This is a genomic window from Streptomyces niveiscabiei (genome assembly GCF_033794345.1).
Classification (GTDB): domain Bacteria; phylum Actinomycetota; class Actinomycetes; order Streptomycetales; family Streptomycetaceae; genus Streptomyces; species Streptomyces niveiscabiei.
The window spans coordinates 74,075-100,306 of record NZ_JARAYJ010000002.1; the positions used below are offsets into that span (position 1 = coordinate 74,075).

Below are 26,232 nucleotides of genomic sequence, written 5' to 3' on the forward strand. Positions count from 1 at the left end.
GACGGGGCGAGAGGCGGGGTGGTTCGGCGGGTTCGTGGTGTGTCCGGCTGATCGTCGGGCCGGTGTCGGCGCATAGTGCCGTGCAAGGTCCGACGATCAGCCTCGACGCCCCCGCCCCTCGACGCCCCTGCCCCCAGCGCCCCGCCCCTCGGTGTCCCGCCTCTCAGCGCACCGCGCCCCGCGCCCCGCCCCGAAGGAGTCCCGCCCCATGCCCTCCCCCGTCTCCCGGCGCACTCTCCTCGCCTTCCTCGCCGCCGCCGGGGCCGCGTCCCCCGCGCGGGCGTGGGCGACCGGCGAGGAAGAGGGGGCCGTCGTGGCCGGCGGTCGCGTCGACAGCCTCGTATCCCGCCTCACCCTCGACGAGAAGCTCGGCCTCCTGCACGGCGCCCTCGATCCCGAGCCCCTCGGCCAGGCCGGATACCTGCCCGGCGTGCCCCGGCTCGGCATTCCGCCGCTGCGGCTCGCCGACGGGCCGGCCGGGGTGAGGGTGTCCGCGCCCGCCACCGCGCTGCCCGCGCCCGTGCTGCTCGCCTCGGCCTTCGATCCGGACCTCGCGCGCCGGTACGGGCAGGTCATCGGGCGTGAGGGGCGGGCGCTCGGGCAGGACGTACTGCTCTCGCCGATGGTCAACCTGCTGCGTACCCCGTACGGGGGCCGGAACTTCGAGACGTTCACCGAGGACCCGCTGCTCGCCGCCGACCTCGTCGCCGCCGAGATCGAGGGCATCCAGGGCGAGGGGCTGATCGCCACCGTCAAGCACTTCGCGCTGAACAACCAGGAGGCGGACCGCGAGAACGTCGACGTCAGGGTCGACGAACAGACGCTGTACGAGGTCGAGGCGCGGGGTTTCGAAGCCGCCGTCGCCGCACGCGTCGGCTGTGTCATGGGCGCCTACAACAAGGTCGACGGCACCTACGCCTGCGAGAACGAGCGCCTCCTCACCGGCCTCCTGCGCGACCGCTGGGGCTTCACCGGCTGGGTCATGACCGACTGGAACGCCGCGCACAGCACCGCCGCCTCCCTGCGGGCCGGGCTCGACATGGAGATGCCGGACGGGGCGTACTTCGGGGCCGCGCTGAAGGCGGCGGTCACCAGCGGGGAGGTCCCGGAGGCGTACGTCGACCGGGCGGTACGGCGGATCCTCGCCGTACGGGAGCGGTTCGGGCACTTCGACGCGGCCGTACGGCCCGCGCGGGACGCCGAGGCGGGCGCGGCCGTCGCGCTGGAGGTCGCCAAGGCGGGGGCGACCCTGCTGCGCAACATGAACGGGACCCTGCCCCTGCGCGCCGGGTCGGTCGCGGTGATCGGGGCCAGTGCCGACTACCCCTTCGTCAGCGGCGGGGGCAGCGCGCACGTCGTCAGCGCGGGTGCGCAGAGCCCGCTCGCGGCGATCAGGCGGCGGATGGGGGAGGTGACGTACGCGCTCGGGGAGGACCTGTTCGGGAAGGACCTGGCGCTCGGCGAGTCGGGCGTGTTCACCGGCGAGGGCGAGCACACCTTCGTCCTGCACTTCACCGGCTCCCCGGTCGAACGGCCGAAAGTCCTCCTCGACGGCGAGGAACTCTTCCCGCTCGCCCCCGGCTGGGCCGAGTACTTCGTCGGCGGCCTCACGACCACCGCCCCCGACGGCATGACCGTCCGCCGCGCCACCCGCCGGCTCGCACCCGGCGAACACACCCTCAAGATCACCGGCGGCGGGCGCTTCCGTATCCGGTGCATCACGGAGGCCACCCGCGCGCGGGACGTCGCCGAAGCCGTGGCCGCGGCCCGCGCCGCCGACCAGGTCGTCCTGTTCGCGTACGAGGACGCCACCGAGTCCCTCGACCGCACGACCCTCGCCCTCCCCGGCAACCAGGAGCGCCTGATCGAGGCGGTGACCGAGGCCAACCCGCGCACGACCGTCGTCCTGAACACGTCCTCCGCGACGGCCATGCCGTGGCTGGCGCGGACCGGCGCGGTTCTCCAGATGTACTACCCCGGCCAGGAGGGCGCCGCCGCGACGGCCGCCGTCCTCGCCGGGGACTGCGACCCGGGCGGACGGCTCACCCAGTCGTTCCCCGTCGACGACACGCACCACCCCGTCGCCGGGGACGCGCGCCGCTACCCCGGCGCGGACGGGGTCGTCGAGTACTCGGAGGGCGTGCACACGGGCTACCGCTGGTACGACGCGCGGGGCGTGCGCCCGCTGTTCCCCTTCGGGCACGGGCTGTCGTACACGTCGTTCGCGTACAGCGACCTCGCGGTGAGCGCCGACGGGCACGGCATCGGCGTGGAGTTCACGGTCGTCAACACGGGCGGGCGGGACGGGGTGGACGTGCCGCAGGTGTACGTGGGTCCCTCGCCGGACGTCACCGTCCCGCAGGCCGTGCGCGTGCTGGCCGGGTACCGGCGGGTGGCGCTGCGGGCGGGGGAGCGGCGGCGGGTCCGGGTGGAGGTGGCGGCGCGGACGCTGTCGTCGTGGGACCCGGGGCGAGGCGCGTGGGTGCTGGGGACGGGGGCGCGGACCGTGTGGGTGGGGGCGTCCGCGGGGGAACTGCGGCTGCGGGCCCGGGTGGAGGTGTGAGGCTCCGGTCGCGCAGACGTCGTTGAAGCGGTGGGGGCCCGGCCCCGAGGTGCGGCCCGCTCCACCCCCGCGCGTTCGGTAGGCTCGCGGGGTTCGTCGACGTCCAACGGAAGGAACCCGGCGGTGCACGTCCAGGAGTGGCTCGACTCGGTGCCTCCGGCCGCCGTGTACGCGGTGGTGGGGCTGGTCATCGGGCTGGAGAGCCTCGGCATTCCGCTGCCCGGCGAGATCATCCTCGTCTCGGCCGCGCTGCTCTCCTCCCAGCACGCGGGCGTCAACCCGATCGTCCTCGGCGCCTGCGCGACCGTCGGCGCCGTCGTCGGCGACTCCATCGGCTACGCGATCGGCCGCAAGGGCGGACGGCCGCTGCTCGCCTGGCTGGGCAGGAAGTTCCCGCGCCACTTCAGCGCCGGGCACATCGCGACCGCCGAGCGCTCCTTCGAGAAGTGGGGCATGTGGGCGGTCTTCTTCGGCCGCTTCGTCGCCCTCCTGCGGATCTTCGCCGGACCGCTGGCCGGGGTGCTGCACATGCCGTACTGGAAGTTCCTCACGGCGAACGTCCTCGGCGGGATCGCCTGGGCCGGGGGCACCACCGCCGTCATCTACTACGTCGGGATCGTCGCCGAGGACTGGCTCAAGCGGTTCTCGTGGCTGGGTCTCGTCCTCGCGCTGCTCATCGGGGTCACGTCGATGCTGGTGCTGAAGCGGAAGGCGAAGAAGGCGCAGGCGCAGGGGAACGCCGAGGGCGCGGAGCCGGTTCCCGCAGCCGAGTGAACGGTCTAGTCGCCGTGAACTTCCTTGTGCGCCTTGGCCAGTTCGGCGTACGCCGTGCCGTTGAGCGTGACCCCGTCGCGCTCCTCGGCGGTCAGTTCGCGCCGCACCTTCGCGGGGACGCCCGCGACCAGTGAACCGGGCGGGACGACCATCCCCTGCGGGACCAGCGCCTGCGCGGCGATCAGTGAACCCGCCCCGATCACCGCCCCGTTGAGGACGGTCGCCCCCATCCCGACCAGGCAGTCGTCCTCGACCGTCGCCCCGTGCACGACCGCGTTGTGGCCGACCGACACGCGCTCCCCGATGGTCACCGGGAACCCGGGGTCCGCGTGCAGCGTGCAGTTGTCCTGCACGTTGCTGGCCGCGCCGACCGCGATGGACTCGACGTCCCCGCGCAGCACGGCCCCGTACCAGACGCTCGCGCCCGCCCCGAGCGTCACGTCCCCGATCACGCTCGCCGTCGGCGCGACGAACGCCTCGCCGTCGATCTTCGGCTCCCTGCCCCCGATGCCCGTGATCAGAGCCCGCTGCGTCATCGACGCCTCCTCGTGTCGCTGGTGTCACCGCACCGTACGCCACCGGGGGTGGGGTGAAGATCACAGGGCGGGGGCGTGCGCGGACGACTACGGTGGGCGCGTGCCGAAGCCCAAGAACACGTTCTCGTCCTGGCGGCGCCGTCTCGCCCAGCGCGCCGTGCACGCCGGATGGGAGTGGGTGCGCAGCACGGGCGCGGTCACCGCCGAGCGCCCCGGACGGCTGCGGTTCGGCGCCATCGGCGAGCACACCCGCCTCGCGTTCCCGCTCGGTACGGTCTTCGGCGAGCCCTGGATCCACCTCGGCTCCCACTGCATCGTCGCCGAACAGGTCACGCTGACGGCCGGTCTCATGCCCGACCTCGACCTCGGCCCCGACCCGATCCTGCGCATCGGCGACGGCGTCGTCCTCGGCCGGGGCAGCCACGTCATCGCGGACACGACGGTGACGATCGGCAGCGACTGCTACGTCGGGCCGTACGTGTACGTCACGTCCACGAACCATTCGTACGACGATCCCCACGAGCCGATAGGCAAGCAGTGGCCCCGCATGGAGCCCGTCGAGATCGGCCCCGGCTGCTGGATCGGCACCGGCGCGGTGATCCTCCCGGGCGCGCGGATCGGCCGGAACGTGGTCGTCGCCGCCGGCGCCGTGGTCCGGGGCGAGGTCCCCGACCACGCGGTCGTCGCGGGCGCGCCCGCGCGGGTCGTCCGCCGCTGGACCTCCGACGGGGGCTGGCAGCCGCCGCTGCGTACGCCCCCGCCCGTGCCGATCCCCGAGGGCGTCACCTCCGAGGAACTCGTCGCGCTCTCCGGTCTTGACGAGGAGGCCGTGGCGGGGCTGGCGCGGCTCGAACCGGAGCGCTGAGTAGACTCGGCGCTTCCCAAGTACCGGCCCTGAAGTGGATGGATCGTGGCGGACCTCGAACTGCTGACCCAGTACCTGGCACGCAACGTCAAGCACTGGCGGGCCGTACGCGGCTTCACCCTCGACGTCCTCGCCGCGCGGGCCGGGGTGAGCCGGGGGATGCTCATCCAGATCGAGCAGGCCCGCACCAACCCGAGCATCGGCACGGTCGTGAAGATCGGCGACGCGCTCGGCGTCAGCATCACGACCCTCCTCGACTACGAGCGGGGCGCGAAGGTCCGCGTCGTCCCCGGCGAGGACGCGGTACGCCTGTGGCACACCGACGCGGGCAGCTACAGCCGCCTCCTCGCGGGCACGGAGGCGCCCGGGCCCGTCGAGCTGTGGGAGTGGAAGCTCATGCCGGGCGAGAGCAGCACGTCCGAGCCGCATCCCGCCGGGACCGTCGAACTACTCCACGTCACCTCCGGCGAACTGACCCTCACGGTCGACGACACGGAGTACCGCGTACCGGCCGGGGCGAGCGCGACGTTCGACGCGAACAACCCTCATACGTACGGCAATCAGGGTGCCGTGCCGGCCGTCCTGGTCCTCGCGGTCTCGGTCCCGCCGGTGTCCTGAGGCTTCCCGGACGGGTTCCTGGGAGGGGCGGCGGGCGTGCATCCGGGAGGGTTCGCCGGCGTGCTCCTGGGGGTGGTTCCGGGAGGGTTCGCTGGCATGCTCCTGGGGGTGGTTCCGGGCGGCGCGGCCCGTCGCGGTGGCTGCTGTTAGCGTGCGGCCATGCGCGCACCCATCGGAGACTTCGACACCGCGACCCCCGCTCCCGACTGCCTCGACGACCTGGCCGGCCCCGTCGCCGACGCCGTACGCGGCTGGTCCGCGAGCGTCCCCGCGGACCAGATCCTGTACGTCGAGACCGATCCGCAGTGGGCCGACACCGCTGTCTTCGTCGAGCACTACGGGCGCGAGCTGCTGGAGCAGTCGGCGAACTGCGTGGTGGTCGCGGGCAAGCGGGGCGGGGAGACGACCCTGGCCGCGTGCCTGGTGCTGTCGACCACGCGGGTGGACGTCAACGGTGTGGTCCGGCGCCGACTGGGCGCCCGCAAGGCGTCGTTCGCGTCGATGGACGTCGCCACCGGGGAGTCCGGGATGGAGTACGGGGGGATCACGCCGATCGGACTGCCGGGCGGGTGGCCGCTGTTGGTGGACGCGGCCGTGGTGGAGCTGCCGTGGGTGCTGGTGGGGAGCGGGCGGCGGCGGGGGAAGCTGCTGGTGCCGGGGAAGGCGTTGGGGGAGCTGGCGGGGGCTGTGGTGGTGGAGGGGGTGGGGGTTGAGGGTTGAGGGGGAGTCGGTGGGTGGGGTGAGGGGCGGCGTGGTGAGGGGCGAGGTGAGGTGGGGCGGCGTGGTGTAGCGGGGCGGCAGGGTGGGGCGGGGCGGTGTTGTGGGGGTGGGGCTCGCTGGTGGGTGAAGTTCGTTCGGCGGGGCCCCACTTGGCCGGGGGCGCGTGGGCGGGGCGCCTTGGCCGGGCCCGGTCGGCGTGGCTCGCTCGGCGAGGCTGGGTTTGATGGCCGAGGCGGGGTGTTTGGTGGGGCTGGGTTCGACGGTCGAGGTGGCCTGCTCGGCGAGGCTCGGGCCGCCTGCCGACCTGGCCTGCTCGGCGAGGAACTGCTGCACGGCCAACCCGGCTCGCGCGGCGAGGCGCGGTTCGGCGGCTGCCCTGGGGTGTTCGGTGGGGCTCGGTCCGGCGGCTGACCCGGCTCGTCCGGCGGCTCCCCGGGGGCGCGGCCCCTCGCGCTCACGCCCGGGCATGGTGCGCCAGCCTCAAGTGCGGGTCCGCGAGGCCCTGTTGTGGTGCCGGGTCCGCGTGGACCAGGGCTGCTGTGAGGCGGGGGACGGCGTGCAGGAGGGCGTGTTCCGCGTTCACCGCGATCTCGTGGGCCGCGCGGAGCGTCGCCTCGCCGTCCACCACGAGCGCGACCTCCGCGCGCAGGCGGTGGCCTATCCAGCGCAGGCGCAACTCGCTGACGTCGCGCACGCCGTGGACCTCACGGAGGGCCGCTTCCGCGCGGTCCGTGAGGGCCGGGTCGACCGCGTCCATGACGCGCCGGAACACCTCGCGCGCGGCGTCGCGCAGGACGAGGACGATGGCCGCCGTGATCGCCAACCCCACGATGGGGTCGGCGAGTTGCCAGCCCAGGGCGGAGCCGCCCGCGCCGAGCAGCACCGCGAGCGAGGTGAACCCGTCCGTGCGGGCGTGCAGGCCGTCGGCGACCAGCGCGGCCGAGCCGATCTCGCGGCCGACGCGGATGCGGTAGCGGGCCACCCACTCGTTCCCGGCGAAACCGGCCAGCGCGGCGACGGCCACCGCCCCGACGTGGTCGACGGGACGCGGGTCCAGGAGCCGGTCCAGCGCCGCCCACCCCGCGAACGCCGCCGACGCCGCGATCGTCAGCACGATCACGATGCCCGCGAGGTCCTCGGCCCGGCCGTAGCCGTACGTGAAGCGCCGGGTCGCCGCGCGGCGGCCCAGGACGAAGGCGATGCCCAGGGGGACGGCGGTGAGCGCGTCCGCCGCGTTGTGCACGGTGTCGCCGAGGAGCGCTACGGAGCCGGAGACGGCGACGACGGCGGCCTGGGTGAGGGCGGTCAGGCCGAGGACCGCGAGCGAGATCCACAGGGCGCGCATGCCACGCGCGGAGGACTCCAGGGCGGGGTCCAGCTTATCGGCGGTCTCGTGGGAGTGGGGGCGCAGGAGGTGGGCCAGGCGGTGGCGGATGGGGTGCGGATGCGTGTGTCCGTGCTCGTGTCCCCGCGGGTGCTCGTGCCCGTGGTGGTGCTGTCCGCTCATCGTGTTCCCCTTCCCTCGCCCTGGACTTACCCCGCCCTCCGCCGCATTATGTGCGTATGAGCGCACGCATGCACCTTTCATCTGCGCACCATGTGCACCCACACACCCCGGGCGAGGAACAGTTCGCCCTCGCCGCCGAACTCCTCGCGCTGCTGGGCGACCGCACCCGCCTGACCCTGCTGCACGCCCTGAAGGAGGGCGAGGCGGACGTCGGGACGCTCACGGAGGTGTGCGGCGCGGCCCGTCCGGCGGTGAGCCAGCACCTCGCGCGGCTGCGGCTGGCGGGGCTGGTGGCCACGCGCAAGGAGGGACGGCGGGTGATCTACTCGCTGCGCCACAGCCACCTGGAACGGCTGGTCGCGGAGGCACTGAACGTGGCGGACCACCGGATGACCGAGACGGGCTCGGACACGCCGCCTCAGTAGTGCTCGCCTCGGTGGTGCTCGCCTCAGTAGTGCCCGGCTCAGTAGTGCTCGGCGCTGCCCAGGTACTGCTCCGCGAACGCCGTGGCCGCCGCCGGTGACGTGAACAGCCGCCGCAGCCGCGCGAACGACGTCCCCGCGCGGAAGGGGTCACCGCTCGCGGAGCCGTGGTAGACCTCCGACAGCCACTGCGAGAACTCCTGGTAGTCCCACACGCGGCGCAGGCACGCGTCCGAGTACCCGTCGAGCCCCCGCCCGTCGCCCCGCAGCAGGTAGGCCACCAGCGCGTCGCCGAGCAGGAACGCGTCGTGCAGCGCGAGGTTCAGGCCCTTCGCGGCGATCGGCGCGATCAGGTGCGCCGCGTCCCCGGCGAGGAAGAGCCGCCCGTACGTCATCGGCTCGACCACGTAGTCGTGCATGTCCAGGACGCGCTTCTCGATCAGCTCGCCCTCGGTGGGCGAGGGGGCGCCGGCCGCCGCGAGGCGCGTCCGCAGGGCCGCCCACACGCGCTCCGGCGGCCAGTCGTCCGGGTCGTCCCCGGGCGGGCACTGGAGGTAGTACCGGGTCACCTCGGGGCTGCGCGCCATGTGCCCGGCGAACCCGTCCGGATGCACGCCGAACAGCACACAGTCCGAGGACGGCGGCGCCTGCGCGAGGAGCGCCAGCCAGCCGATGCCGTAGTCGTGCCGGGCCACCCGCGCGTGCCCCTCCGGTATCGCCGCCCGGCTCACCCCGCGCGCGCCGTCCGCGCCGACCACGAAGTCGCAGTGCAGCAGCCGCCGTTCGCCCGTGGGGTCGGTGTACGACACCGTGGGGCGCCCCGTCGTGAGGCCGTCGATCCCGACGTCCCGGACCCCGAAACGGGCGTCCCCGGCGCGCACGTCCGCGTACTCCCGGACGAGGTCCGTGACCAGCAACTGCTGCGGGTACACGTAGTGGTGGCGGCCCGTCAGCTCGCCGTACGCGAAGCGGTATCCGACGCCGCCGAAGCGGAACTCGCACGCCGTGTGCCGCTCGGCCCGCTCCAGCAGGCGGTGCGCCAGGCCCCGGCGGTCCAGCGCGCGCACCGCCCACTCCTCCAGCACGCCCGCGCGCGGGCGCTGTTCGATGAACGCGCGGCTCTCCGCCTCCAGCACCACGCAGTCCACCGACGCGGCCCGCAGGATCGTGCCGACGGCGAGCCCTGCGGGACCTGCGCCGATGACGACGACCGGGACGCGTTCGGGGGACGGTGAGTTCACACCGCCAGTATGGCCGCCGGGTCCGACAACGCCCTCGGCCCTACCGGCCCAGCCTGGGGATCTCGATCGCGGGGCAGCGGTCCATGACCATGTCGACGCCCTGCGCACGCGTGCGCGCGTACGCGTCCTCGTCGACCACGCCCAGCTGGAACCACACCGCCTTCGCGCCCTTCGCCACGGCCTCGTCGGCCACCGCGCCCGCGAGGTCGCTGTTCACGAACACGTCCACCACGTCCACGGGGAACGGGATCTCCGCGAGGGACGCGTACCCCTGCTCCCCGTGCACCGTCTCCGCCTTCGGGTGCACCGGTACGACCCGCTTCCCGAACCGCTGGAGCACCTCGGCGACCCCGTACGCCGCGCGCGCGGGGTTCGTCGACAGGCCCACCACGGCCCAGGTGTCGCCGCTCTCGGTGAGGATCTTGCGGATCGTTGCCTCGTCGCCGTACACGGGTGGCCTCCAGGGGACGCGGAAGAAGTGTCGTTGGTGCCAACCTCCGGAGGTGGCGGGGGATTCCGGGGCGGCCGTACGCGCGCGGGAGGGCGGCCGGGGCTCGGGCGGCGACGGCCCGCGCGCGGGCGGGACGTGTCACCGGTGTCCTGTTTCCGTGCCTTTCCCGTCGTTTCCGCTCCATCGAACTGCGCGCGGGCGCCGGGCCGCCTACGCTCGCCCCGTGCTCCGCATCATCGACGCCCGTACCGGCCAGTCCGTCTCCGCAGCCCCTGTCCGCCGTGGTCTCACCCGCGTCGAGGTGCATGCCTCGGGGTACGGGACGGGATCGCTGAGGGTGCTGCTCGTCGCCGACCTCCTCGTGCGGGCGCTCGAACTCGGCGGCACGCCCGTGTGGGCGCTGCTCACCGGGGAGCGGGACCAGGCCGAGCTGCGGGCCGGGGCGGTGGCGCTCGGGGCGCGGCCCTTCGAGGACAGCCGGGACGTCGGGGCGGGACTCGGGGAGGCCCAGGTGGTGCACGTCGCGCAGGAAGGCGCCGCCGGGCCCGACGGGCTGGTGCTCGCCGTGGCCCCCGTGGAGGGCGTGACGAGCCCCTCGGCGGCCAGGGACACCGACCCGGCCGCCTTGCGCCTCGCGCTGCTCGCCGTGCGCCGGGGGACGGCCCTCAGGCTCGACGAGGACGCGGTGCGCGAGGCCCGCGAGACGCTGGCGCGCTGGCGGCACGCCGTAGCCGACTGGGCCCGCCGCCCCTCACGCCCGGTCCCCGACCCCGTACGCGCGCGCCTGCGCCACGCCTGGGAGGACGACCTCGACATCCCGGCGGTCCTCACCGTCCTGCGCGCCGTCGAGACCGACCCCGCCCTCCCCGACGGCGCCCGCTTCGAGACGTACATGTACGCCGACCGCCTCCTCGGCCTCGACCTCGCCCGCGACCTCGGGACCCTGGCGTGAACGCGCCGCGCGCGTACGCGGGAGGTGGCGTGAGCGGTGTCGGCCTGGTGCGCGCCCGCGCCGGAAGTGTCGGAGAAGGCGGCGACGCCCATGCCGACCGTGCCCGCGCGGGAGATGGCCAGGAGGGGAGCGGCGTCGGTTTCGCGCGCGCCCGCGCTGGGGGTGCCGCAGAAGGCGACGGCGTCGGCTCCACGCGCGCCCAGGAGAGCCGCTTCGTCCCCGCCGGTGCCGGTGCCCTGCGTCGGCTGGTCGTTCTGCGGCATGCGAAGTCCGCCTGGCCCGACGGGGTGCCCGATCATGACCGTCCTCTCGGGCCCCGGGGTCTGCGGGACGCCCCCGCCGCCGGGCGGGCGCTCGCCGAGGCCGACTGTCTGCCCGACCTCGCCCTGTGCTCGACAGCCGAACGCGCCCGCCGTACCTGGGAGCTGGCGTCGGCGGAGTGGGGCACCCCGCCTCCCGTACGCCATGACGCCCGCCTGTACGGCGCCGATGTCGCCGAGATCCTGGACGTCCTGCGCGAGACGCCGCCCGAGGTCGAGACGCTCCTGCTGGTCGGCCACAACCCCGGCCTGGAGGACCTGGTCCTGGACCTCGCGGGCGACGGCGTGGACGACACCCTGGAGCGGGTCGCCGTGAAGTTCCCCACCTCCGCTATCGCCGTCCTCGCCTGGCACGCGGCGACCTGGCGCACGCTCGCGCGGGGGACGGCGCTCCTGACGTCGGTGACCGTCCCGCGCGGGAGGAAGCCCTGACCGGACGCCCCGTAGGCTGACCGGATGCAGGACGAGTACCGAACCGTCGCCCGCGCGGGCGTGCACGAGACCGAGGTCAACCGCTCCCGCTTCCTGTGCGCGCTCGCCCCGGCGGCCACCGAGCAGGAGGCCCAGGACTTCATCGCGTCCGTCCGCAAGGAGCATGCCGACGCCACGCACAACTGCTGGGCGTACGTCATCGGCGCCGACGCGTCCGTGCAGAAGGCCAGCGACGACGGCGAACCGGGCGGCACCGCCGGGCTCCCCATGCTCCAGATGCTGACCCGCAGGGACATGCGGTACGTCGTCGCCGTCGTCACCCGCTACTTCGGCGGCGTCAAACTCGGCGCGGGCGGCCTCATCCGCGCCTACGGCGGCGCGGTCGGCGAGGCCATCGACACCCTCGGCACGATCACCCGGCGCCGCTTCCGCCTCGCCACCCTCACCGTCGACCACCAGCGCGCGGGCAAGCTCCAGAACGACCTGCGCGCGACCGGGCGCGAGGTCCGCGACGTCCGGTACGGGGAGGCCGTCACGATCGGGATCGGGCTGCCCGACGCCGATGTGGACGCCTTCCGGAGCTGGCTCGCGGACGCGACGGCGGGGACGGCCGGCTTCGAACTGGGCGGAGAGGCGTACGGGGAGGTGTGAGGGGGCGTGAAGGGGCGGGTGAGAGCCTCGGCAACCCCCGATGTCACTGACGCCGCACGGGATGTCGGACCCGGCCGTTAACCTCGGTGACCATGAGGCTCCTGCACACTTCCGACTGGCATCTGGGCCGGGCGTTCCACCGGGTGGACATGCTCGGCGCCCAGGCCGGATTCATCGCCCACCTCGTGGCGACCGCGCGCGAACGCGAGGTCGACGCGGTGGTCGTGTCGGGGGACGTGTACGACCGCGCGGTCCCGTCCCTCGCGGCGGTGGAGCTGTTCGACGACGCCCTGCACCAGTTGGCCGCCCTGGGCGTGCCGACGGTGCTGATCTCCGGCAACCACGACTCGGCCCGCCGCCTCGGCGTCGGCTCCGGGCTCATCGACCGCGCGGGCATCCACCTGCGCACGGACCCCGCGTCGGCGGGCACCCCGGTGATCGTCCCGGACGCGCACGGGGACGTCGCCTTCTACGGCCTCCCGTACCTCGAACCCTCCCTCGTGAAGGACGAGTTCGGCGTCGAGAAGGCCGGGCACGAAGCGGTCCTCGCCGCCGCCATGGACCGTGTCCGCGCCGACCTCGCCACGCGCGCGCCGGGCACCCGCTCCGTCGTCCTCGCGCACGCCTTCGTCACCGGCGGACAGCCCAGCGACAGCGAGCGGGACATCACGGTCGGCGGCGTCGCCTCCGTCCCGGCGGGCGTCTTCGACGGCGTCGACTACGTCGCGCTGGGCCACCTGCACGGCGCCCAGACCCTCACCCCCCGCGTCCGCTACTCCGGCTCGCCCCTGCCGTACTCGTTCTCGGAGTCGACGCACCGCAAGAGCATGTGGCTGATCGACCTGGACGCGGCCGGTGAGGTCACGGCGGACCGCGTGGACTGCCCCGTCCCGAGGCCCCTGGCCCGCGTCAGGGGCACGCTGGACCACCTCCTGACGGACCCGGAGCTGGCGCGGCACGAGGACGCCTGGGTGGAGGCGACCCTCACGGACCCGGTCCGCCCCACCGACCCCATGGCCCGCCTCACGGCCCGCTTCCCCCACACCCTGAACCTGGTCTTCGCACCCGACCGCGCCCCGGAGGACCCCGAGGCGTCGTACGCGCGCCGCCTGGCGGGCCGAACGGACGAGGAGATCGCCGAGGACTTCGTGACGCACGTACGGGGAGCGGGCCCGGACACGGACGAACAGGGCGTGCTGAGGGCGGCGTTCGACGCGGTGCGCGCGCAGGAGGCGGTGGCCCGATGAGGCTGCACCGGCTCTCCCTCACCGCCTTCGGCCCCTTCGGCGCCACCCAGACCGTCGACTTCGACGCCCTCTCCACCGCCGGCCTCTTCCTCCTGCACGGCCCCACGGGCGCCGGCAAGACCTCGATCCTGGACGCCGTCTGCTACGCCCTGTACGGCGTCGTCCCCGGCGACCGGCACAACGGCCAAGGGCTCACCCTGCGCAGCGACCACGCCGCCCCGGACGTCCGCACGGAGGTCGTCCTCGACCTCACCGTCGCCGGACGCAGGCTGGAGATCACCCGGCAACCCCCCTGGCAGCGCCCCAAGAAGCGCGGCGCGGGCACCACCCTCGACAAGGCCCAGACCTGGCTCAGGGAGCACAAGGCGGGCGCCTGGAAGGACCTCAGCCGCTCCCACCAGGAGATCGGCGAGGAGATCACCCAGCTCCTCGGCATGAGCCGCGAACAGTTCTGCCAGGTCGTCCTCCTCCCGCAGGGCGACTTCGCCCGCTTCCTGCGCGCGGACGCGGAAGCCCGCGGCAAGCTCCTGGGCCGCCTCTTCGACACCCAGCGCTTCGCCGAGGTCGAGAAACGCCTCGCCGACCGCCGCCGCACCACGGAGGCCCGCGTCAAGGACGGCGACGCCACTCTCCTCGCGGACGCGCACCGTATGCAGCAGGCCGCGGGCGACTCGATGGACCTCCCTGAACTCACCCCGGGCGAACCGGGGCTGGCGGAAGCGGTCCTGGCGGCGGCGGCGATCGCCCGCAGCACGGCGCGCGAGCAGCTCACGATCGCCCACTGCGGACGCTCGGCGGCGGACGAGGCCCAGCACCAGGCGCAACGCGCGCTGGACGAGGTACGCGAGCTCGCGCGCCTCCAACACCGCTTCGACGAAGCACGGACCAGGGCAACCAGACTCCAGGAACGCTCCGGCGCCTACGAGGAAGCCCGCGCCCGCATGGACCGCGCGCGCAAGGCGGAGGCCGTCAAGCCCGCGCTGGACCTGCGCGAGGAGGCCGACGCGGAACACGCCAGGGCCGTGCGGGACGAGGCCCGCGCGCGGGCGCTGCTCCCGCAGCCCGACAGCGAGGCCGACGCCGTCACCCTCGCGGCGGCGGCCCGCCGCACCACCGAGGAACTCGGCGGCCTGGAATCGGCCCGCAGAGCGGAACGCAGGCTCACCGAACTGACCGGCGAACGCGCGACCCTGGACCGCCAGGAGCGCGCCGACGCGGCCGACCTCACCGACGCCGAGACCTGGCTCACCGGCTGGGACGCGACCCGCGAGGCCCTCCAGGCCCGGGTCGACGCCGCGCAGGACGCCACCACACGGGCCGAGAAACTCGCCGAGCGCCGCGAACCGGCACGCCACAGGCTCGCGGCGGCCGAACTCCGCGACAGCCTCGCCCGCGACGTCGAAACCGCCCAGCAGCGCGCGCTCACCTCCGGCGAAGCCGCCCAGCAGGCCCGCGCGCGCTGGCTCGACCTCAAGGAACAGCGCCTCGACGGCATCGCCGCCGAACTCGCCGCGAGCCTCGTCGACGGCGCCCCCTGTGCGGTCTGCGGCGCCACCGAGCACCCCGCGCCCGCGCGCAAGGACGCCGGACACGTGGACCGCGCCGCCGAGGAGAACGCCCTGGACGCCCTCCAGCGCGCGGAAGCACGGCACGGCGAGGACGAACAGCACCTCAACAACGCCCGCCAGGCCCTCGCCGCCGCCTCCGCCGAGGCCGGCGACACCCCGACCGCCACCCTCGCCGCCGAGTTCGAGGAACTGGAACGCCAGTACGCGCACGCGCGCCGCGAGGCGTCCGGCCTGCACGCCGCGCGCGAGGAACTGCACGCCGCGGAGCAGGAGCGCGAGCGGCGTATCGCCGTCCAGCGCGACGCGGCCGTACGCGTCGCCTCGCGGGCCGTCCACCGCGAGAACCTGGAGCGTGAACAGGCCGACCTCGAAGAGGAGTTGGCGCGGGCGCGCGGCAGCGCCGAGAGCGTGGCCGCGCGCGCCGCCCATCTGGAGCGGCGTGCCGGACTGCTGACCGGCGCGGCGGACGCCGTCCGCGCCGCCGAGGAGAGCGCGAGCCGCCTCAAGGACGCCGACGGGCGGCTCGCCGAGGCCGCCTACCGGGCGGGCTTCGGCACCCCCCGCGAGGCCGCCGAGGCCCTCCTCGCCCCCGACGTCCACCGCGACCTGCAACACCGCCTGGACGCCTGGCAGGCCGAGGAGTCCGCCGTCCGCGCGGTCCTCGCCGAACCCGAGACGGCAGCCGCCGCCCGCCGCCCGCCCGCCGACGTCACTGGCGCCGCCGAACGCGCCTCCGCCGCCGCCGAGGCCCTGCGCCGGGCCGCCTCCGCGCGGGACGCCGCCGCCCGCCGCTGCGAGGAACTGGACCACCTCTCCGCGCGCGCGGAAAGCGGCGTACGCCACCTCGCGCCCCTGCGCCGGGAGTACGACCGGGTGGCCCGGCTCGCGGGGCTCACGGCGGGCACCTCGGCGGACAACGAACGCAAGATGCGCCTGGAGGCGTACGTGCTCGCCGCACGCCTGGAGCAGGTCGCCGCCGCCGCGACCGTACGGCTCCAGCGGATGTCGTCCGGGCGCTACACCCTCGTCCACTCCGCCGACCGCTCCGGGCGCGGGCGCAGCGGGCTCGGGCTGCACGTCGTGGACGCCTGGACGGGGCGCGAGCGCGACACGGCGACGCTGTCCGGCGGGGAGACGTTCTTCGCGTCTCTCGCGCTCGCGCTCGGGCTCGCGGACGTCGTCACCGACGAGGCGGGCGGGGTGCGGCTCGACACCCTGTTCATCGACGAGGGGTTCGGCAGCCTCGACGACCAGACCCTCGACGAGGTCCTCGACGTCCTGGACTCACTGCGCGAGCGCGAGCGCAGCGTGGGCATCGTCAGCCATGTCGCGGACCTGCGGCGGCGCATCCACGCCCAGCTGGAGGTGGTGAAGGGGCGGACCGGGTCGACGCTGCGCAGGCGCGGTCACTGACCGAGCGGGCGGCGCGGCAGCGGCGAGGAGTAGACGACGCTCGTCGTCACCGACCCGAGCGCGCCGAGCTTCCCCGACACCTCCTCCAGGTGCCGCATCGAGCGGGCGGTGACCTTGATGACGAAGCAGTCGTCGCCGGTCACGTGGTGCGCCTCCAGGATCTCCGGGGTGACCGCCACCAGGTCGTGGAACGGCTTGTAGTTGCCGTTCGGGTAGCGCAGCCGGACGAAGGCCAGGATCGGCAGGCCGAGCCGCTCCGGGTCGACGACCGCCGCGTACCCCTGGATCACCCCGGTCTCCTCCAGCCGCCGCACCCGCTCCGTCACCGCGCTCGGCGACATGGACACGGCGCGCGCGAGGTCGGCGAACGAGGCGCGGCCGTCGCGCTGGAGGACGTCGAGGATGCGCCAGTCGGTGGCGTCCGGGGAATACGCGGTCATGGGGCCAGAGTGCCGGGGAATCCCCGGCCGATCAAGGTCAGGGCCGGGGAACCGCTCTTCAGGCCCGGCGCCGCCGGCCGTAGATTTCTCGCCATGACGACGATCACGAACCCCGTCCTGCGCACCGCGCCCGCCGCCCCCGCCGAAGCCGCCGCCTACTTCCGCGCGAGCCTCGCCTTCCACGCGGACGTCTCCGACGTCGCCGCCGCGCTGCCCACCGACGAGTTCGTCGTCATCGACTCCCGCTCCACCGAGGCGTGGGACCAGGGCCACATCCCCGGCGCGATCCACCTGCCGACCGCGCTCATCCCCGAGCAGGCGGGCCAACTCCTCGACAAGAGCGTGCCGGTGGTCACCTACTGCTGGGGGCCCGGCTGCAACGGCGCCACCCGGTCCGCTCTCGCGCTCGCCGAACTCGGCTACCAGGTCAAGGAGATGCTCGGCGGGTTCGAGTACTGGGTGCGCGAGGGCTTCGAGTTCGAGACCTGGGAGGGACGCGAGACCCGCGACGCCGACCCGCTCACCGCGCCTGTCGGTTCGGACAACTGCGGCTGCTAGTACAGGAGGTGGGCGCCCTCGCCGACGTACAGCGAGGGCGCCCGGAAGCCTTACAGGGCGGCCAGTTCGTCCACCAGGTCGTCCAGGCCGAGCGAACCCTGCGACAGCGCGGCCATGTGCCACGCCTTCAGGTCGAACGCGTCGCCGTGGCGCTCGCGGGCCTTCTCGCGGCCCAACAGCCAAGCCCGCTCACCGAGTTTGTAGCCGATGGCCTGGCCGGGGATCGTCAGGTAGCGGGTGAGTTCGCTGACCACGAAGTCGGCCGGGCGGCTGCTGTGGGCGAGGAAGAACTCCTGGGCCAGCTCCGGGGTCCAGCGCTCGCCGGGGTGGAACGGGGAGTCCGCCGGGATCTCCAGCTCCACGTGCATGCCGATGTCGATGATCACGCGGACCGCGCGCATCATCTGCGCGTCCAGGTAGCCGAGGCGCTCCTCCGCGTCGGCCAGGAAGCCGAGTTCGTCCATCAGGCGCTCCGCGTACAGGGCCCAGCCCTCGGCGTTGGCGCTGACGATGCCGACGGTCGCCTGGTAGCGGGAGAGGTTCTCGGCGACGTGCGCCCACTGCGCGAGCTGCAAGTGGTGCCCGGGAACGCCCTCGTGGTACCAGGTGGACACCAAGTCGTAGACGGGGAACCGAGTCTGACCCATCGTCGGGAGCCAGGTGCGGCCCGGACGGGAGAAGTCCTCCGAGGGGGGCGTGTAGTACGGCGCGGCGGCGCTGCCCGGCGGCGCGATGCGGGACTCCACCTTCCGCACCCGCTCGGCGAGTTCGAAGTGCGTGCCGTCCAGGGACTCGATCGCGCGGTCCATCACGCCTTGCAGCCAGTCGCGGACCTCGTCGACGCCCTCGATGTGCCGGCCGTGCTCGTCGAGGTGCGCGAGCGCCGTCCACGGGGTCGCGGCGCCCGGCAGGATCTTCTCGGCCTCCTTCCTCATCTCGCCCAGCAGGCGGTGGTATTCGGCCCAGCCGTACGCGTACGCCTCGTCCAGGTCGAGGTCGGTGCCGTTGTAGTAGCGCGTCAGGCGCGCGTACCGCTCACGGCCGACGACGTTCGGGGCGCCCTCGACCGCCGGGGCGTACACCTCCCGCATCCAGTCCCGGAGTTGGACGACGGCGGCGGTCGCTTCCCGCGCGGCGGCGTCGAGTTCGGCGCGCAGCGCGTCGGGGCCGGCCGCCGCGAAGTCCTCGAACCAGCCGCGCCCCTCGCCCGTGTCGGCCCACTCGCCCAACTGCTCGATGAACGTCGCCGTCGGCCTCGGGGCCGCGAACAGCTTGCGTTCCAGGCCGAGTTCGAGGGACTCCCGGTAGCCACGCAGCGCCTCCGGCACGGCCCGCAGCCGCTGCGCGATCGCCGTCCAGTCCTCGTCCGTGTCGGCCGGGGTCACCGTGAACACCTCGCGCACGTGCTGCGCGCGCGTCCCCAGGTTGCCGACCGAGCGCAGCTCCTCCCCGGCCTCCAGAACGGCGAGTTGGGCGGTCAGCCGCTCCCGCAGCAGCCGCGCGCACCGCCGCTCCACGCCACTGTCCGCGCCGGGCACGCGCTCCGCCTCGTCCAGCGCGGCCAGCGTGCGCCGCGCGAGCTCCGCCAGCGCCTCCTGGCCGGCGGGCGAGAGGTCCGGCATCCGGCTCGAACTCTCCTTCGCGCCGAGGTAGGTACCGGTGACCGGATCGAGGGCGATGAGGCCGTCGACATACGCGTCGGCGACCTCGCGGGGCAGCGGGCTGTTCGTCTCTGACATGCGGACATCCTCATACGGATACCGGTGCCGCGTCAGCCCGGATCGCGCGGGGGCCGGGCGGAGGCGGCCGGATTTCGCCGAGAGCCGAGCGGCGTACGTATCCCGAGGCGGCGTACCGGCCGTACGTCCTACGCCCGCCCGATCACTCCCGCCCGATCCGCTCCTGTGCCCGCACCTCGAACGGCAGCGTCTCGGGCGTCACCCCGTCGAGGCGGGCCGTGATGACCAGCGTGCCCTCCTCGATCTGGTAGTCGAGCGGCAGCCCCAGCGAGCGCATCGCAGCGACCATGGCCGTGTTGCCGGAGCGGGTCACCGCGTACACGCTCTCGCCGCCCGTCTCGACGGCCATCCGCACCAGCCTGCGCAGCAGTTCGCCGCCGATGCCGCGCCCCTGCCAGTCGTCCTCGACGAGGAGGGCGACCTCGGTCTCGTCGCCGTCCCACAGGAGGTGGCCGAGGGCGACGACGCGGCCGGAGGCGGTGCGGACGGCGAGGGTGCGGCCGAAGCGGGGGCTCAGGAGGTGGCCGAGGTAGCGGTCGGCGTCGCCGACGGGGCCGTGGTAGCGCTTCGTGAGGGTCTGCGGCGAGCAGCGGTCGTGCATCGCCTTCGCGGCGTCCAGGTCGGCCTGGTCGGCGCGGCCCACGGTGATGTCGGCGCCCTCGGGCAGCGTCAGGACGTCCTGGCCGCGCGGCACCCGGGGCCCGAGCCGTGTGTCGAGCTCGACCAGCGCGCGGGCGCGCGCGAACTCGGTCGGGGTGAACGGCAGGTACGGCCGCTCCACGGTGATCACTCCGCCTTCCGGCGCCCGCAGGCGCAGCACTGTCTCCTCCAGGACCCCCTCGGCTGGCACGTCGTGCGCGCCCGGCAGCGAGCGGATCGCGCACCGGCCCAGCAACTGCCGCAGCGCGAGCGGCAGTTCCGCCGCGTCCAGGGCGGTACGGGTGGCGAGGCCGAGGACCCGGGTGGGCGCGTCGACGAGGTCGTGCGTGTCGGCCCGCTCGATCCACGTCGAGGTGCCGCCGGCCGCCGCGACCGCGTGGGTGATCTCGGCGGAGGTGAGGTCGCCCGGCGCGCGCAGCAGGAACTCGTCGACCGTCTCCAGGCCCAGCGGGTGCGTCTGGAGGCTCAGGATGTCCACCCGGTGCCCGGCGAGCGCGGCGCACAGCGCGGCCAGTGAGCCGGGTGCGTCCCGCACGGTCGTCCGCATCCGCCACAGCGTGCCCGCGAGGGTGTCGGTGTCCCCGGCGGGTGGCCGGGGGCCGGTATCGCTCCCGGGTGGGGCGGGGTCGTGGCCGTGTGATCGCCAGGCGTGCAGGGCCGCCCGGAGGGCCGCGACGGAACGGGTGACGGCAGTCGTCTTCTGAGTCATGCATCCACTGTGCAGGAACGGTGTTGCGTGATCACGAACGTACTGTGACCGATGGGTAAAAGCCCATTTCGCATTTTCGTCGCGGACCGCTTCTTTCCGGCCAAAGCGGGACACCGCGCACCGGGGGATGACGCCGGTACGCGGCACACCGCCGAGCCTACGGGACCCGGGCCCTACTGGCCGACACGTCCCGGCTGAAGTACCCGCGTGTACAGGACAGTTCCGTCCGACTCGCGCAGCCGGACCGTCAACTCCCCGCTGTGGCCGTCGATGTCGACCTCGCCGAAGAACTGGTACCCGTCGGCCGGCGAGACGTTCGCGGTCGCCGGCGCCTTGACGAACACCCGCTCGGGGCCGAACGTGCCGTCCAGATCATTGGCCGGAAACGCACCCGCGTTGAGCGGCCCGGAGACGAACTCCCAGAACGGCTCGAAGTCCTTGAACGCCGCCCGCGACGGCTGGTAGTGCTGCGCCGACGTGTGGTGCACGTCCGCCGTCAGCCACACCGTCCCGGTGATCCGGCGGTGCTTGATGAACCGCAGCAGCTCCGCGATCTGGAGCTCACGCCCCAGCGGCTGCCCCGGGTCGCCCTGCGCGACGGCCTCGAAGTTCGGCTTGCCCTCCACCGGGTCCGGGACGACGAGCCCGAGCGGCATGTCGGCGGCGATCACCTTCCACACCGCGCGCGAGCACGCCAGCTCGCGCTTCAGCCACTCCAACTGCTCCCGGCCGAGGATGCCCTGCGGGTCGGTCGTCTGGACGTCCGTCGAGTTCGCGTTGCGGTACGTGCGCATGTCCAGCACGAACACGTCCAGCAGCGGACCGTGCCGCAGCACACGCTGTACGCGGCCCTGCCGCGCGCCCGGCGTGAGCGTCGACACCGGGAAGTACTCGCTGAACGCCCGGCGCGCGCGTGCGGCGAGCACGTCGAGGCTCTTCTCCGTGTAGCGCGGGTCCGAGTCGGTGATGACCTCGCCCGGGTACCAGTTGTTGCGGACCTCGTGGTCGTCCCACTGGATGACCGACGGCACCTGCGCGTTGAACCGGCGCAGGTTCTCGTCCAGCAGGTTGTAGCGGAAGTTGCCCCGGTACTCCGCGAGCGTCTCGGCGACCTTCGACTTCTCCTCGGTCACCAGGTTGCGGTACACCCGGCCGCCCGGCAGCGCCTGCGTCGCCGCGATCGGCCCGTCCGCGTAGATGTTGTCGCCGCTGCACAGGAAGAAGTCCGGGTCCAGCTTCGCCATCGCGTCGTAGATGCGGTAGCCGCCGATGTCCTGGTTGATGCCCCAGCCCTGCCCGGCCAGGTCGCCCGACCACAGGAACTTCACGCCCTGGCGCCGCTTCTCGGACACCGTCCGGAACGTGCCCGTCACCGGCTCACCCGTACGGCGCGGGTCGTCCGGGTCCGCCAGCAGCACCCGGTAGTGGATCTGCTCGCCCGACGGCAGCCCGTGCAGCCGGGTCGTGCCGGTGAAGTCCGTCCCCGCGCCGAGCAGCGGCCCGTGCCACCGCTTCGGGTTGCGGAACGACTCGGTCGCCGCCGTCTCGACGATCATCCGCGCCGGCCGGTCCGAGCGCACCCACACCAGCCCCGAGTGCGCGCCGACGTCCCCGGTCTGCACACCCCACCCGGCGGCGGGCCGCCCCGACAGTGCGAACGCGGGCGCGGCGCCCAGCGCGCCGGGCAGGGACAGCGCCGCCGACGCGGCGAGCGAGCCGCGCAGGACGCCGCGACGGCTGGGAGAAGGGAACGACGACATGACAGGGCCTCCGGAAAGGGGAAGGGGCCGGGGTGCACCGTCAGACCTACGGGGAGCGGAGAACCGGTTCGGAAATGCCGGGTGAACAGCGGGACGCCCGGGGGAGTGGCTTGGGGGTGACGCGGGTACGACGCCGGCTCACCCGCCGACGGCCCGCGCCATCAGCTCGACGCCGGTACGGATGCGTATCGGCGTGAGGTGGGCGTAGCCGAGGACGAGACGGGGGCGTACGTCGCTACGGGACCGTACGTCGCCCTGTACGCGTGCGCGTGGGTACGAGGGTGAGGGGGCGGGGTGGGAATCGTCGCCCCCGCGCGCGTGCCCGTACTCCGCCAGCGCCCGCACCTCCACCCCCGCCTCCGTGACCCTCTTGAGGAACCGCTCCTCGTCCCCGTACCGCTCCGGCAGCGTCGCGATGACGTGCAGCCCGGCGGCGATGCCGGAGACCTCCGTGCCGGGGAAGTGGTCCGCGAGGGACGCGAGGAGGGTGTCCCGGCGTTCCCGGTAGGCGCGCCCGCAGCGGCGCAGGTGGCGGTCGTGGTCGCCGCGTTCGACGAAGCGGGCGAAGACGGCCTGGTCGAGGGCGGGATGCCCGAGGTCGGCGGTGCGCTTGCGCTCGATGACGTCCTCGGCGAGCGCCTCGGGGACCAGCAGCCAGCCCAGGCGCAGCCCCGGCGCGAGGGACTTGCTGACGGACCCGGTGTAGGCGACGCGCTCGGGGTCGAGCCCCTGGAGCGCGCCGACGGGATCGCGGTCGTACCGGAAGTCGCCGTCGTAGTCGTCCTCCACCACGAACCCGTCCACCGCGCGCGCCCACTCCAGGAGCCGTGCGCGGCGCTGCGGCGCGTACGCGATGCCGGTGGGGAACTGGTGGGCCGGCGTGGTGACGACCGCGCGCACACGCGCGTGGCGCAGCGGTCCGAGGGCGAGCCCGCCGTCGTCCAGGGGCAGCGGTACGACGCCCAGACCGGCGCCCGCGTACAGGGCGGCGTGCGGCGGGCTCCCGGGGTCCTCCACGCCGACCTCGCGGATCCCGCGCGCGTGGAAGGCGCCGCCGAGCAGCGTGAGCGCCTGCGCGACGCCGGAGACGACGATCAGCCGCTCCGGATCGGCGACGACTCCCCGGCGCCGGGTCAGCAGGGCGGCGAGGGCGGTGCGCAGGCGGGGCAGGCCGCGCGGGTCGGGGTAGCCGAGGTCCTGGTGGGGGAGTCCGGCCAGCACGGCGCGCTGGGCGGCGGACCAGGCGGCGCGCGGGAACAGCGACAGGTCCGGTGAGCCGGGCACGAAGTCGGCGCGCGCAGCCGGTGAGCGCGGCGCACGGTCCCGCGCGCGGGGCGCCGCCGCGCGGACGGCGTCCCCGACCCAGGTTCCCGCGCCGCGCCCGCTGCGGAGATACCCCTCGGCCGTCAACTGCTCGTACGCCTCGGTCACCAGCCCCCGTGACACGCCCAGATCGGCGGCGAGGTCCCGGCTCGACGGCAGCCGTGTCCCGGCGGCCAGCCGTCCCGTACGGATCGCCTCCCGCAGCGCCTGCCGCACCGCGCGTCCCCGCGTGCGTGCGGGCGCGGCGACCGCAGGCCGCAGCACCTCCCACGGAGTGGTCCCCGACGACGCCATGGAAGTGGACCTTAACGCGGGCCGCCGCCGTTCCTAACGTCCCGTCCATGAACGCCACTTCCGCGCGCGGAGCGCTCTTCGCCGCGCTCGCCTGCCTCCTCGTCGGGGCCTCCTTCACCGCCAACAGCGTGCTGGGCGACTATCCGTACGCGGGCGGGCAGGCGCTGCGCTACGGCCTCGCCTTCCTGCTGCTGGCGCCTCTGGCGCGTGGCGCACGGCAGCGCCTTCGGCGGCTGACCCGCCGCCAATGGCTGCGCGTCGCGCTGCTGTCGGGCGTCGGCATGGTCGGCTTCAACCTGGCCGTCCTCGCGGCGGAACGGTCCGCCGAACCGGCCGTCCCCGGGGTGTTCGTCGGGTGCGCGCCGGTCGTCGTCGCCGTCCTGGTGCCGCTCCTGGAGGGGCGTCGGCCCCGGCTGTGGGGTGCGTCTCTGGTGGCCGCCGGCGCGTTCGTCGTGCAGGGGTGGGGGCGTACGGACAGTGCCGGGCTCGTGTTCTCGGCGTGCGCGCTGGCCGGGGAGGTGGGGTTCGCGGTCCTGGCGGTGCCGGTGCTGCGGGTACTCGGGCCGGTGCTGACGTCGGCGACGGTGTGCGGGGTGGCCGCGGTCGAGTCGGCTGTGCTGGGGATGACCGTCGACGGGGGCGCGTGGGTGCGGTGGCCGGACGGGGGTGAGGCGGTGGCGTTGCTGTGGCAGGCCGTGGTGGTGACCGTCGTCGGGTTCGTGTGCTGGTACCGGGGGCTGCGGGTGCTCGGGGCCGAGCGGGCGACACTCTTCTCCGGGCTCATCCCGGTCGCCGCCGCCGCAACGGCTCCCGCCGTCGGCGCGGGCTCCTACGGGGCCGCTCAGGCGCTGGGGAGCGCCCTGGTGGCCCTCGGAGTGGCAGCGGGCTCCGGGGCCCTCAGACGGCCATCTGAGGCCACGGGGAGGGGCGGCTTGGCCGCGGGGGCGGGGGAGACGGGGTGAGGGGCGGCCTGCGGGCCTGGGGCGGGGGCTTCCGACGGCGGCCGGTTCGCGGCGAAGGTCTGCCACGGCGACAGCCCGCAGTGGCTTTTGGCGGCAGTCGGTTCGGTGACGTTTGCTTCTGGCGGCGGCCCGCAGTTGGTCTCGGCGGCAACCGGGTTGGTGGCGGTAGCCCGCCCCGGAGACGGTTCGCAGTGGCTTTTGGCGGCAGCCCGTGACTGGGCTTGGCGGTAGCCGACTTCCGGCGACGGTCCGCTGCCCCGGCGGCGGGCGCCATCGGTAGCAGTCGGCTGGCGGTGACAGCCCGCCCCCGGTAAGAGCCCGCCCCTGGCGGTAGGCGCTTGTGGCGGAGGCCCGCAGCGGGTCTCGGCGGCAGCCGGCTCGTGGCGACGGTCCGCTTTCCGGCGACTGGCGCTCTCGGCGGCAGCCCGCTCCCCGCAGGTCGCCCCGTTCTCAGCGGCTTCCGTCCAGGATCACCCGCGCCACCAGCGCCGGATCGTCCGGCATCGGGACGTGGCCGCAGCCGGGGAGGCGGATCAGGCGGGACTGGGGGATGACGTGTTTCGCGCGGATGCCCTGGCGGCGCAGGAGGACGCGGTCGCGGGTGCCCCAGGCGATCGTTACGGGGAGGTCGTGGACGTTGTCCGTGAACTGGACGGAGCCGCCCGCGCGCAGGGTCGCGTCGAAGCCGGTCGCGCCGGTGAGGGCGAGGGTCTCGGCGACCACGGACTCGGGTGAACGGCGCGCGGGGCGGGCGTAGATGGTGCTGGTCAGGGCTGTGCGGCCGGCTGCCGACTTGGAGAGGCGCTCCACCAGGGGCAGCGGCATCCCGCGCGCGATGCGGCGCATCGTCAGCAGCAGGGTGAACGCGTATCGGCGCTCGGCCTCGGACCAGAACCCGGCGGGGGACAGGGCGGTGACGGACCGTACGAGGTGCTCGCGGCCCAGCTCCAGGGCTATCAGGCCGCCCAGGGAGTTGCCCGCCACGTGCGGCCGGTCCAGGCCCAGGGTCTCGCAGAACGCCGCGAAGACCGCGCTGGTCGTGGGGAGGTCGTAGGCGAGGCCCTCCGGGAGCCCCGGGGATGCGCCGAAGCCGGGAAGGTCCACCGCGACGACGTCCCGCTCGGTCGCCAGGATGTCGATCACCGGGTCCCAGGCCTGGCGGTGGTGCCCGATGCCGTGCAGCAGGAGCAGCGGCTCGCCGTGCCCCACGCGCGCGTAGGAGACGGTCACGGGCTGCGGCCCGCGCGCGGAGGGGACCTTGAAGGAGACGGTGGCGGACATCGGGTGCTCCTCGGATGGACTCGGCTGTGCAACTCCGTAGACAGCTTGTCAGTTGTTGCTACCGACGGGTAGCCCCCGGCTGGGGTGGAGCCGTCGATTCCGGGCCACGCCTGACCGAAAGCGGTTTCTCCCATTGGTATTGACCAAGGTTGGGGCCCGTCCTATGGTCGCTGACAAGTGAAACAACCTTTAATAAACAAGGGCGCGTAAAGGGCCTGAGCCACAC

At 74.1% G+C, this 26,232-nt stretch carries 23 protein-coding genes; 13 read left to right on the top strand and 10 right to left on the bottom strand.

Annotated elements, in window-relative coordinates; translation table 11 throughout:
* Positions 1-208: 208 nt before the first annotated feature.
* Both PV682_RS02555 and PV682_RS02560 read left to right on the top strand, forming a co-directional pair.
* Positions 209-2,563, top strand: coding sequence for a beta-glucosidase family protein (locus tag PV682_RS02555; RefSeq protein ID WP_319723482.1), 2,355 nt, complete (start codon positions 209-211; stop codon positions 2,561-2,563).
* Between the two features lie 123 nt (positions 2,564-2,686).
* Positions 2,687-3,337: a DedA family protein gene (locus PV682_RS02560; RefSeq protein ID WP_319723484.1), complete on the top strand. Its 651-nt coding sequence runs from the start codon at positions 2,687-2,689 to the stop codon at positions 3,335-3,337.
* Positions 3,338-3,342: 5 nt separating this feature from the next.
* Here the strand turns inward: PV682_RS02560 and PV682_RS02565 are convergent, their stop codons facing one another.
* On the bottom strand, positions 3,343-3,873 hold the full coding sequence (locus PV682_RS02565) for a gamma carbonic anhydrase family protein (protein ID WP_319723486.1): 531 nt from the start codon (positions 3,871-3,873) through the stop codon (positions 3,343-3,345).
* A 100-nt stretch (positions 3,874-3,973) separates the two neighbouring features.
* Here PV682_RS02565 and PV682_RS02570 point away from each other — a divergent pair, with 100 nt between their 5' ends.
* The 3 genes from PV682_RS02570 (at position 3,974) to PV682_RS02580 (ending at position 6,076) form a co-directional block, all read left to right on the top strand.
* Positions 3,974-4,738: an acyltransferase gene (locus PV682_RS02570; protein WP_319723488.1), complete on the top strand. Its 765-nt coding sequence runs from the start codon at positions 3,974-3,976 to the stop codon at positions 4,736-4,738.
* A 45-nt stretch (positions 4,739-4,783) separates the two neighbouring features.
* The gene (locus tag PV682_RS02575) at positions 4,784-5,356 is read left to right on the top strand and encodes a helix-turn-helix domain-containing protein (protein WP_319723491.1); all 573 of its coding nucleotides are present in this window, start codon (positions 4,784-4,786) and stop codon (positions 5,354-5,356) included.
* A 159-nt stretch (positions 5,357-5,515) separates the two neighbouring features.
* Positions 5,516-6,076 (top strand): YbaK/EbsC family protein, encoded by a 561-nt coding sequence (locus PV682_RS02580; protein WP_319723493.1) that lies wholly within the window; start codon positions 5,516-5,518, stop codon positions 6,074-6,076.
* 454 nt (positions 6,077-6,530) lie between these two features.
* On the opposite strand, the gene PV682_RS02585 is transcribed toward PV682_RS02580, so the two are convergent.
* Positions 6,531-7,583 (bottom strand): cation diffusion facilitator family transporter, encoded by a 1,053-nt coding sequence (locus tag PV682_RS02585; protein ID WP_319723495.1) that lies wholly within the window; start codon positions 7,581-7,583, stop codon positions 6,531-6,533.
* Between the two features lie 56 nt (positions 7,584-7,639).
* Between PV682_RS02585 and PV682_RS02590 the strand changes: the two genes are divergently transcribed.
* Positions 7,640-8,008 carry an ArsR/SmtB family transcription factor gene (locus PV682_RS02590; RefSeq protein WP_319723497.1) on the top strand — a complete coding sequence of 123 codons (369 nt, stop codon included), beginning with the start codon at positions 7,640-7,642 and terminating at the stop codon, positions 8,006-8,008.
* Positions 8,009-8,046: 38 nt separating this feature from the next.
* Here the strand turns inward: PV682_RS02590 and PV682_RS02595 are convergent, their stop codons facing one another.
* Entirely contained in the window at positions 8,047-9,246 is a 1,200-nt protein-coding gene (locus PV682_RS02595; protein WP_319723499.1) for a 4-hydroxybenzoate 3-monooxygenase, read from the bottom strand.
* A gap of 40 nt (positions 9,247-9,286) precedes the next feature.
* Entirely contained in the window at positions 9,287-9,697 is a 411-nt protein-coding gene (locus tag PV682_RS02600) for a CoA-binding protein (RefSeq protein ID WP_055722920.1), read from the bottom strand.
* A 223-nt stretch (positions 9,698-9,920) separates the two neighbouring features.
* Between PV682_RS02600 and PV682_RS02605 the strand changes: the two genes are divergently transcribed.
* The 5 genes from PV682_RS02605 (at position 9,921) to PV682_RS02625 (ending at position 16,280) form a co-directional block, all read left to right on the top strand.
* Entirely contained in the window at positions 9,921-10,649 is a 729-nt protein-coding gene (locus tag PV682_RS02605; RefSeq protein ID WP_319723502.1) for a hypothetical protein, read from the top strand.
* A 236-nt stretch (positions 10,650-10,885) separates the two neighbouring features.
* The gene (locus PV682_RS02610) at positions 10,886-11,401 is read left to right on the top strand and encodes a SixA phosphatase family protein (RefSeq protein WP_319724183.1); all 516 of its coding nucleotides are present in this window, start codon (positions 10,886-10,888) and stop codon (positions 11,399-11,401) included.
* Positions 11,402-11,425: 24 nt separating this feature from the next.
* Entirely contained in the window at positions 11,426-12,052 is a 627-nt protein-coding gene (locus PV682_RS02615; RefSeq protein WP_319723504.1) for a YigZ family protein, read from the top strand.
* Between the two features lie 92 nt (positions 12,053-12,144).
* Positions 12,145-13,299, top strand: coding sequence for an exonuclease SbcCD subunit D (locus PV682_RS02620; RefSeq protein ID WP_319723506.1), 1,155 nt, complete (start codon positions 12,145-12,147; stop codon positions 13,297-13,299).
* Positions 13,296-16,280 carry an SMC family ATPase gene (locus tag PV682_RS02625; protein ID WP_319723508.1) on the top strand — a complete coding sequence of 995 codons (2,985 nt, stop codon included), beginning with the start codon at positions 13,296-13,298 and terminating at the stop codon, positions 16,278-16,280. Before PV682_RS02620 ends, PV682_RS02625 begins: the two co-directional genes overlap by 4 nt.
* On the opposite strand, the gene PV682_RS02630 is transcribed toward PV682_RS02625, so the two are convergent.
* Positions 16,274-16,720: an Lrp/AsnC family transcriptional regulator gene (locus PV682_RS02630; RefSeq protein ID WP_055719669.1), complete on the bottom strand. Its 447-nt coding sequence runs from the start codon at positions 16,718-16,720 to the stop codon at positions 16,274-16,276. The two genes, PV682_RS02625 and PV682_RS02630, sit on opposite strands and share 7 nt — an antisense overlap.
* A 93-nt stretch (positions 16,721-16,813) precedes the next feature.
* Between PV682_RS02630 and PV682_RS02635 the strand changes: the two genes are divergently transcribed.
* A complete protein-coding gene (locus PV682_RS02635; RefSeq protein ID WP_319723512.1) occupies positions 16,814-17,278 on the top strand; it encodes a rhodanese-like domain-containing protein in 465 nt (154 codons plus the stop codon).
* 50 nt (positions 17,279-17,328) lie between these two features.
* Here the strand turns inward: PV682_RS02635 and PV682_RS02640 are convergent, their stop codons facing one another.
* The 4 genes from PV682_RS02640 to pdxR all read right to left on the bottom strand — a co-directional run bounded on the left by PV682_RS02640 (position 17,329) and on the right by pdxR (position 23,763).
* Positions 17,329-19,017: a DUF885 domain-containing protein gene (locus tag PV682_RS02640; RefSeq protein ID WP_319723514.1), complete on the bottom strand. Its 1,689-nt coding sequence runs from the start codon at positions 19,015-19,017 to the stop codon at positions 17,329-17,331.
* Positions 19,018-19,159: 142 nt separating this feature from the next.
* Positions 19,160-20,386: a GNAT family N-acetyltransferase gene (locus PV682_RS02645; protein WP_319723515.1), complete on the bottom strand. Its 1,227-nt coding sequence runs from the start codon at positions 20,384-20,386 to the stop codon at positions 19,160-19,162.
* A 173-nt stretch (positions 20,387-20,559) separates the two neighbouring features.
* Complete coding sequence (locus PV682_RS02650; RefSeq protein WP_319723517.1) at positions 20,560-22,146, bottom strand: alkaline phosphatase D family protein; 1,587 nt, start codon at positions 22,144-22,146, stop codon at positions 20,560-20,562.
* Between the two features lie 138 nt (positions 22,147-22,284).
* Complete coding sequence (pdxR, locus tag PV682_RS02655) at positions 22,285-23,763, bottom strand: MocR-like pyridoxine biosynthesis transcription factor PdxR (RefSeq protein ID WP_319723519.1); 1,479 nt, start codon at positions 23,761-23,763, stop codon at positions 22,285-22,287.
* A 47-nt stretch (positions 23,764-23,810) separates the two neighbouring features.
* Here pdxR and PV682_RS02660 point away from each other — a divergent pair, with 47 nt between their 5' ends.
* The gene (locus PV682_RS02660) at positions 23,811-24,725 is read left to right on the top strand and encodes an EamA family transporter (protein WP_319723521.1); all 915 of its coding nucleotides are present in this window, start codon (positions 23,811-23,813) and stop codon (positions 24,723-24,725) included.
* Between the two features lie 450 nt (positions 24,726-25,175).
* Here the strand turns inward: PV682_RS02660 and PV682_RS02665 are convergent, their stop codons facing one another.
* A complete protein-coding gene (locus tag PV682_RS02665; protein WP_319723523.1) occupies positions 25,176-26,006 on the bottom strand; it encodes an alpha/beta fold hydrolase in 831 nt (276 codons plus the stop codon).
* Positions 26,007-26,232 lie beyond the last annotated feature (226 nt).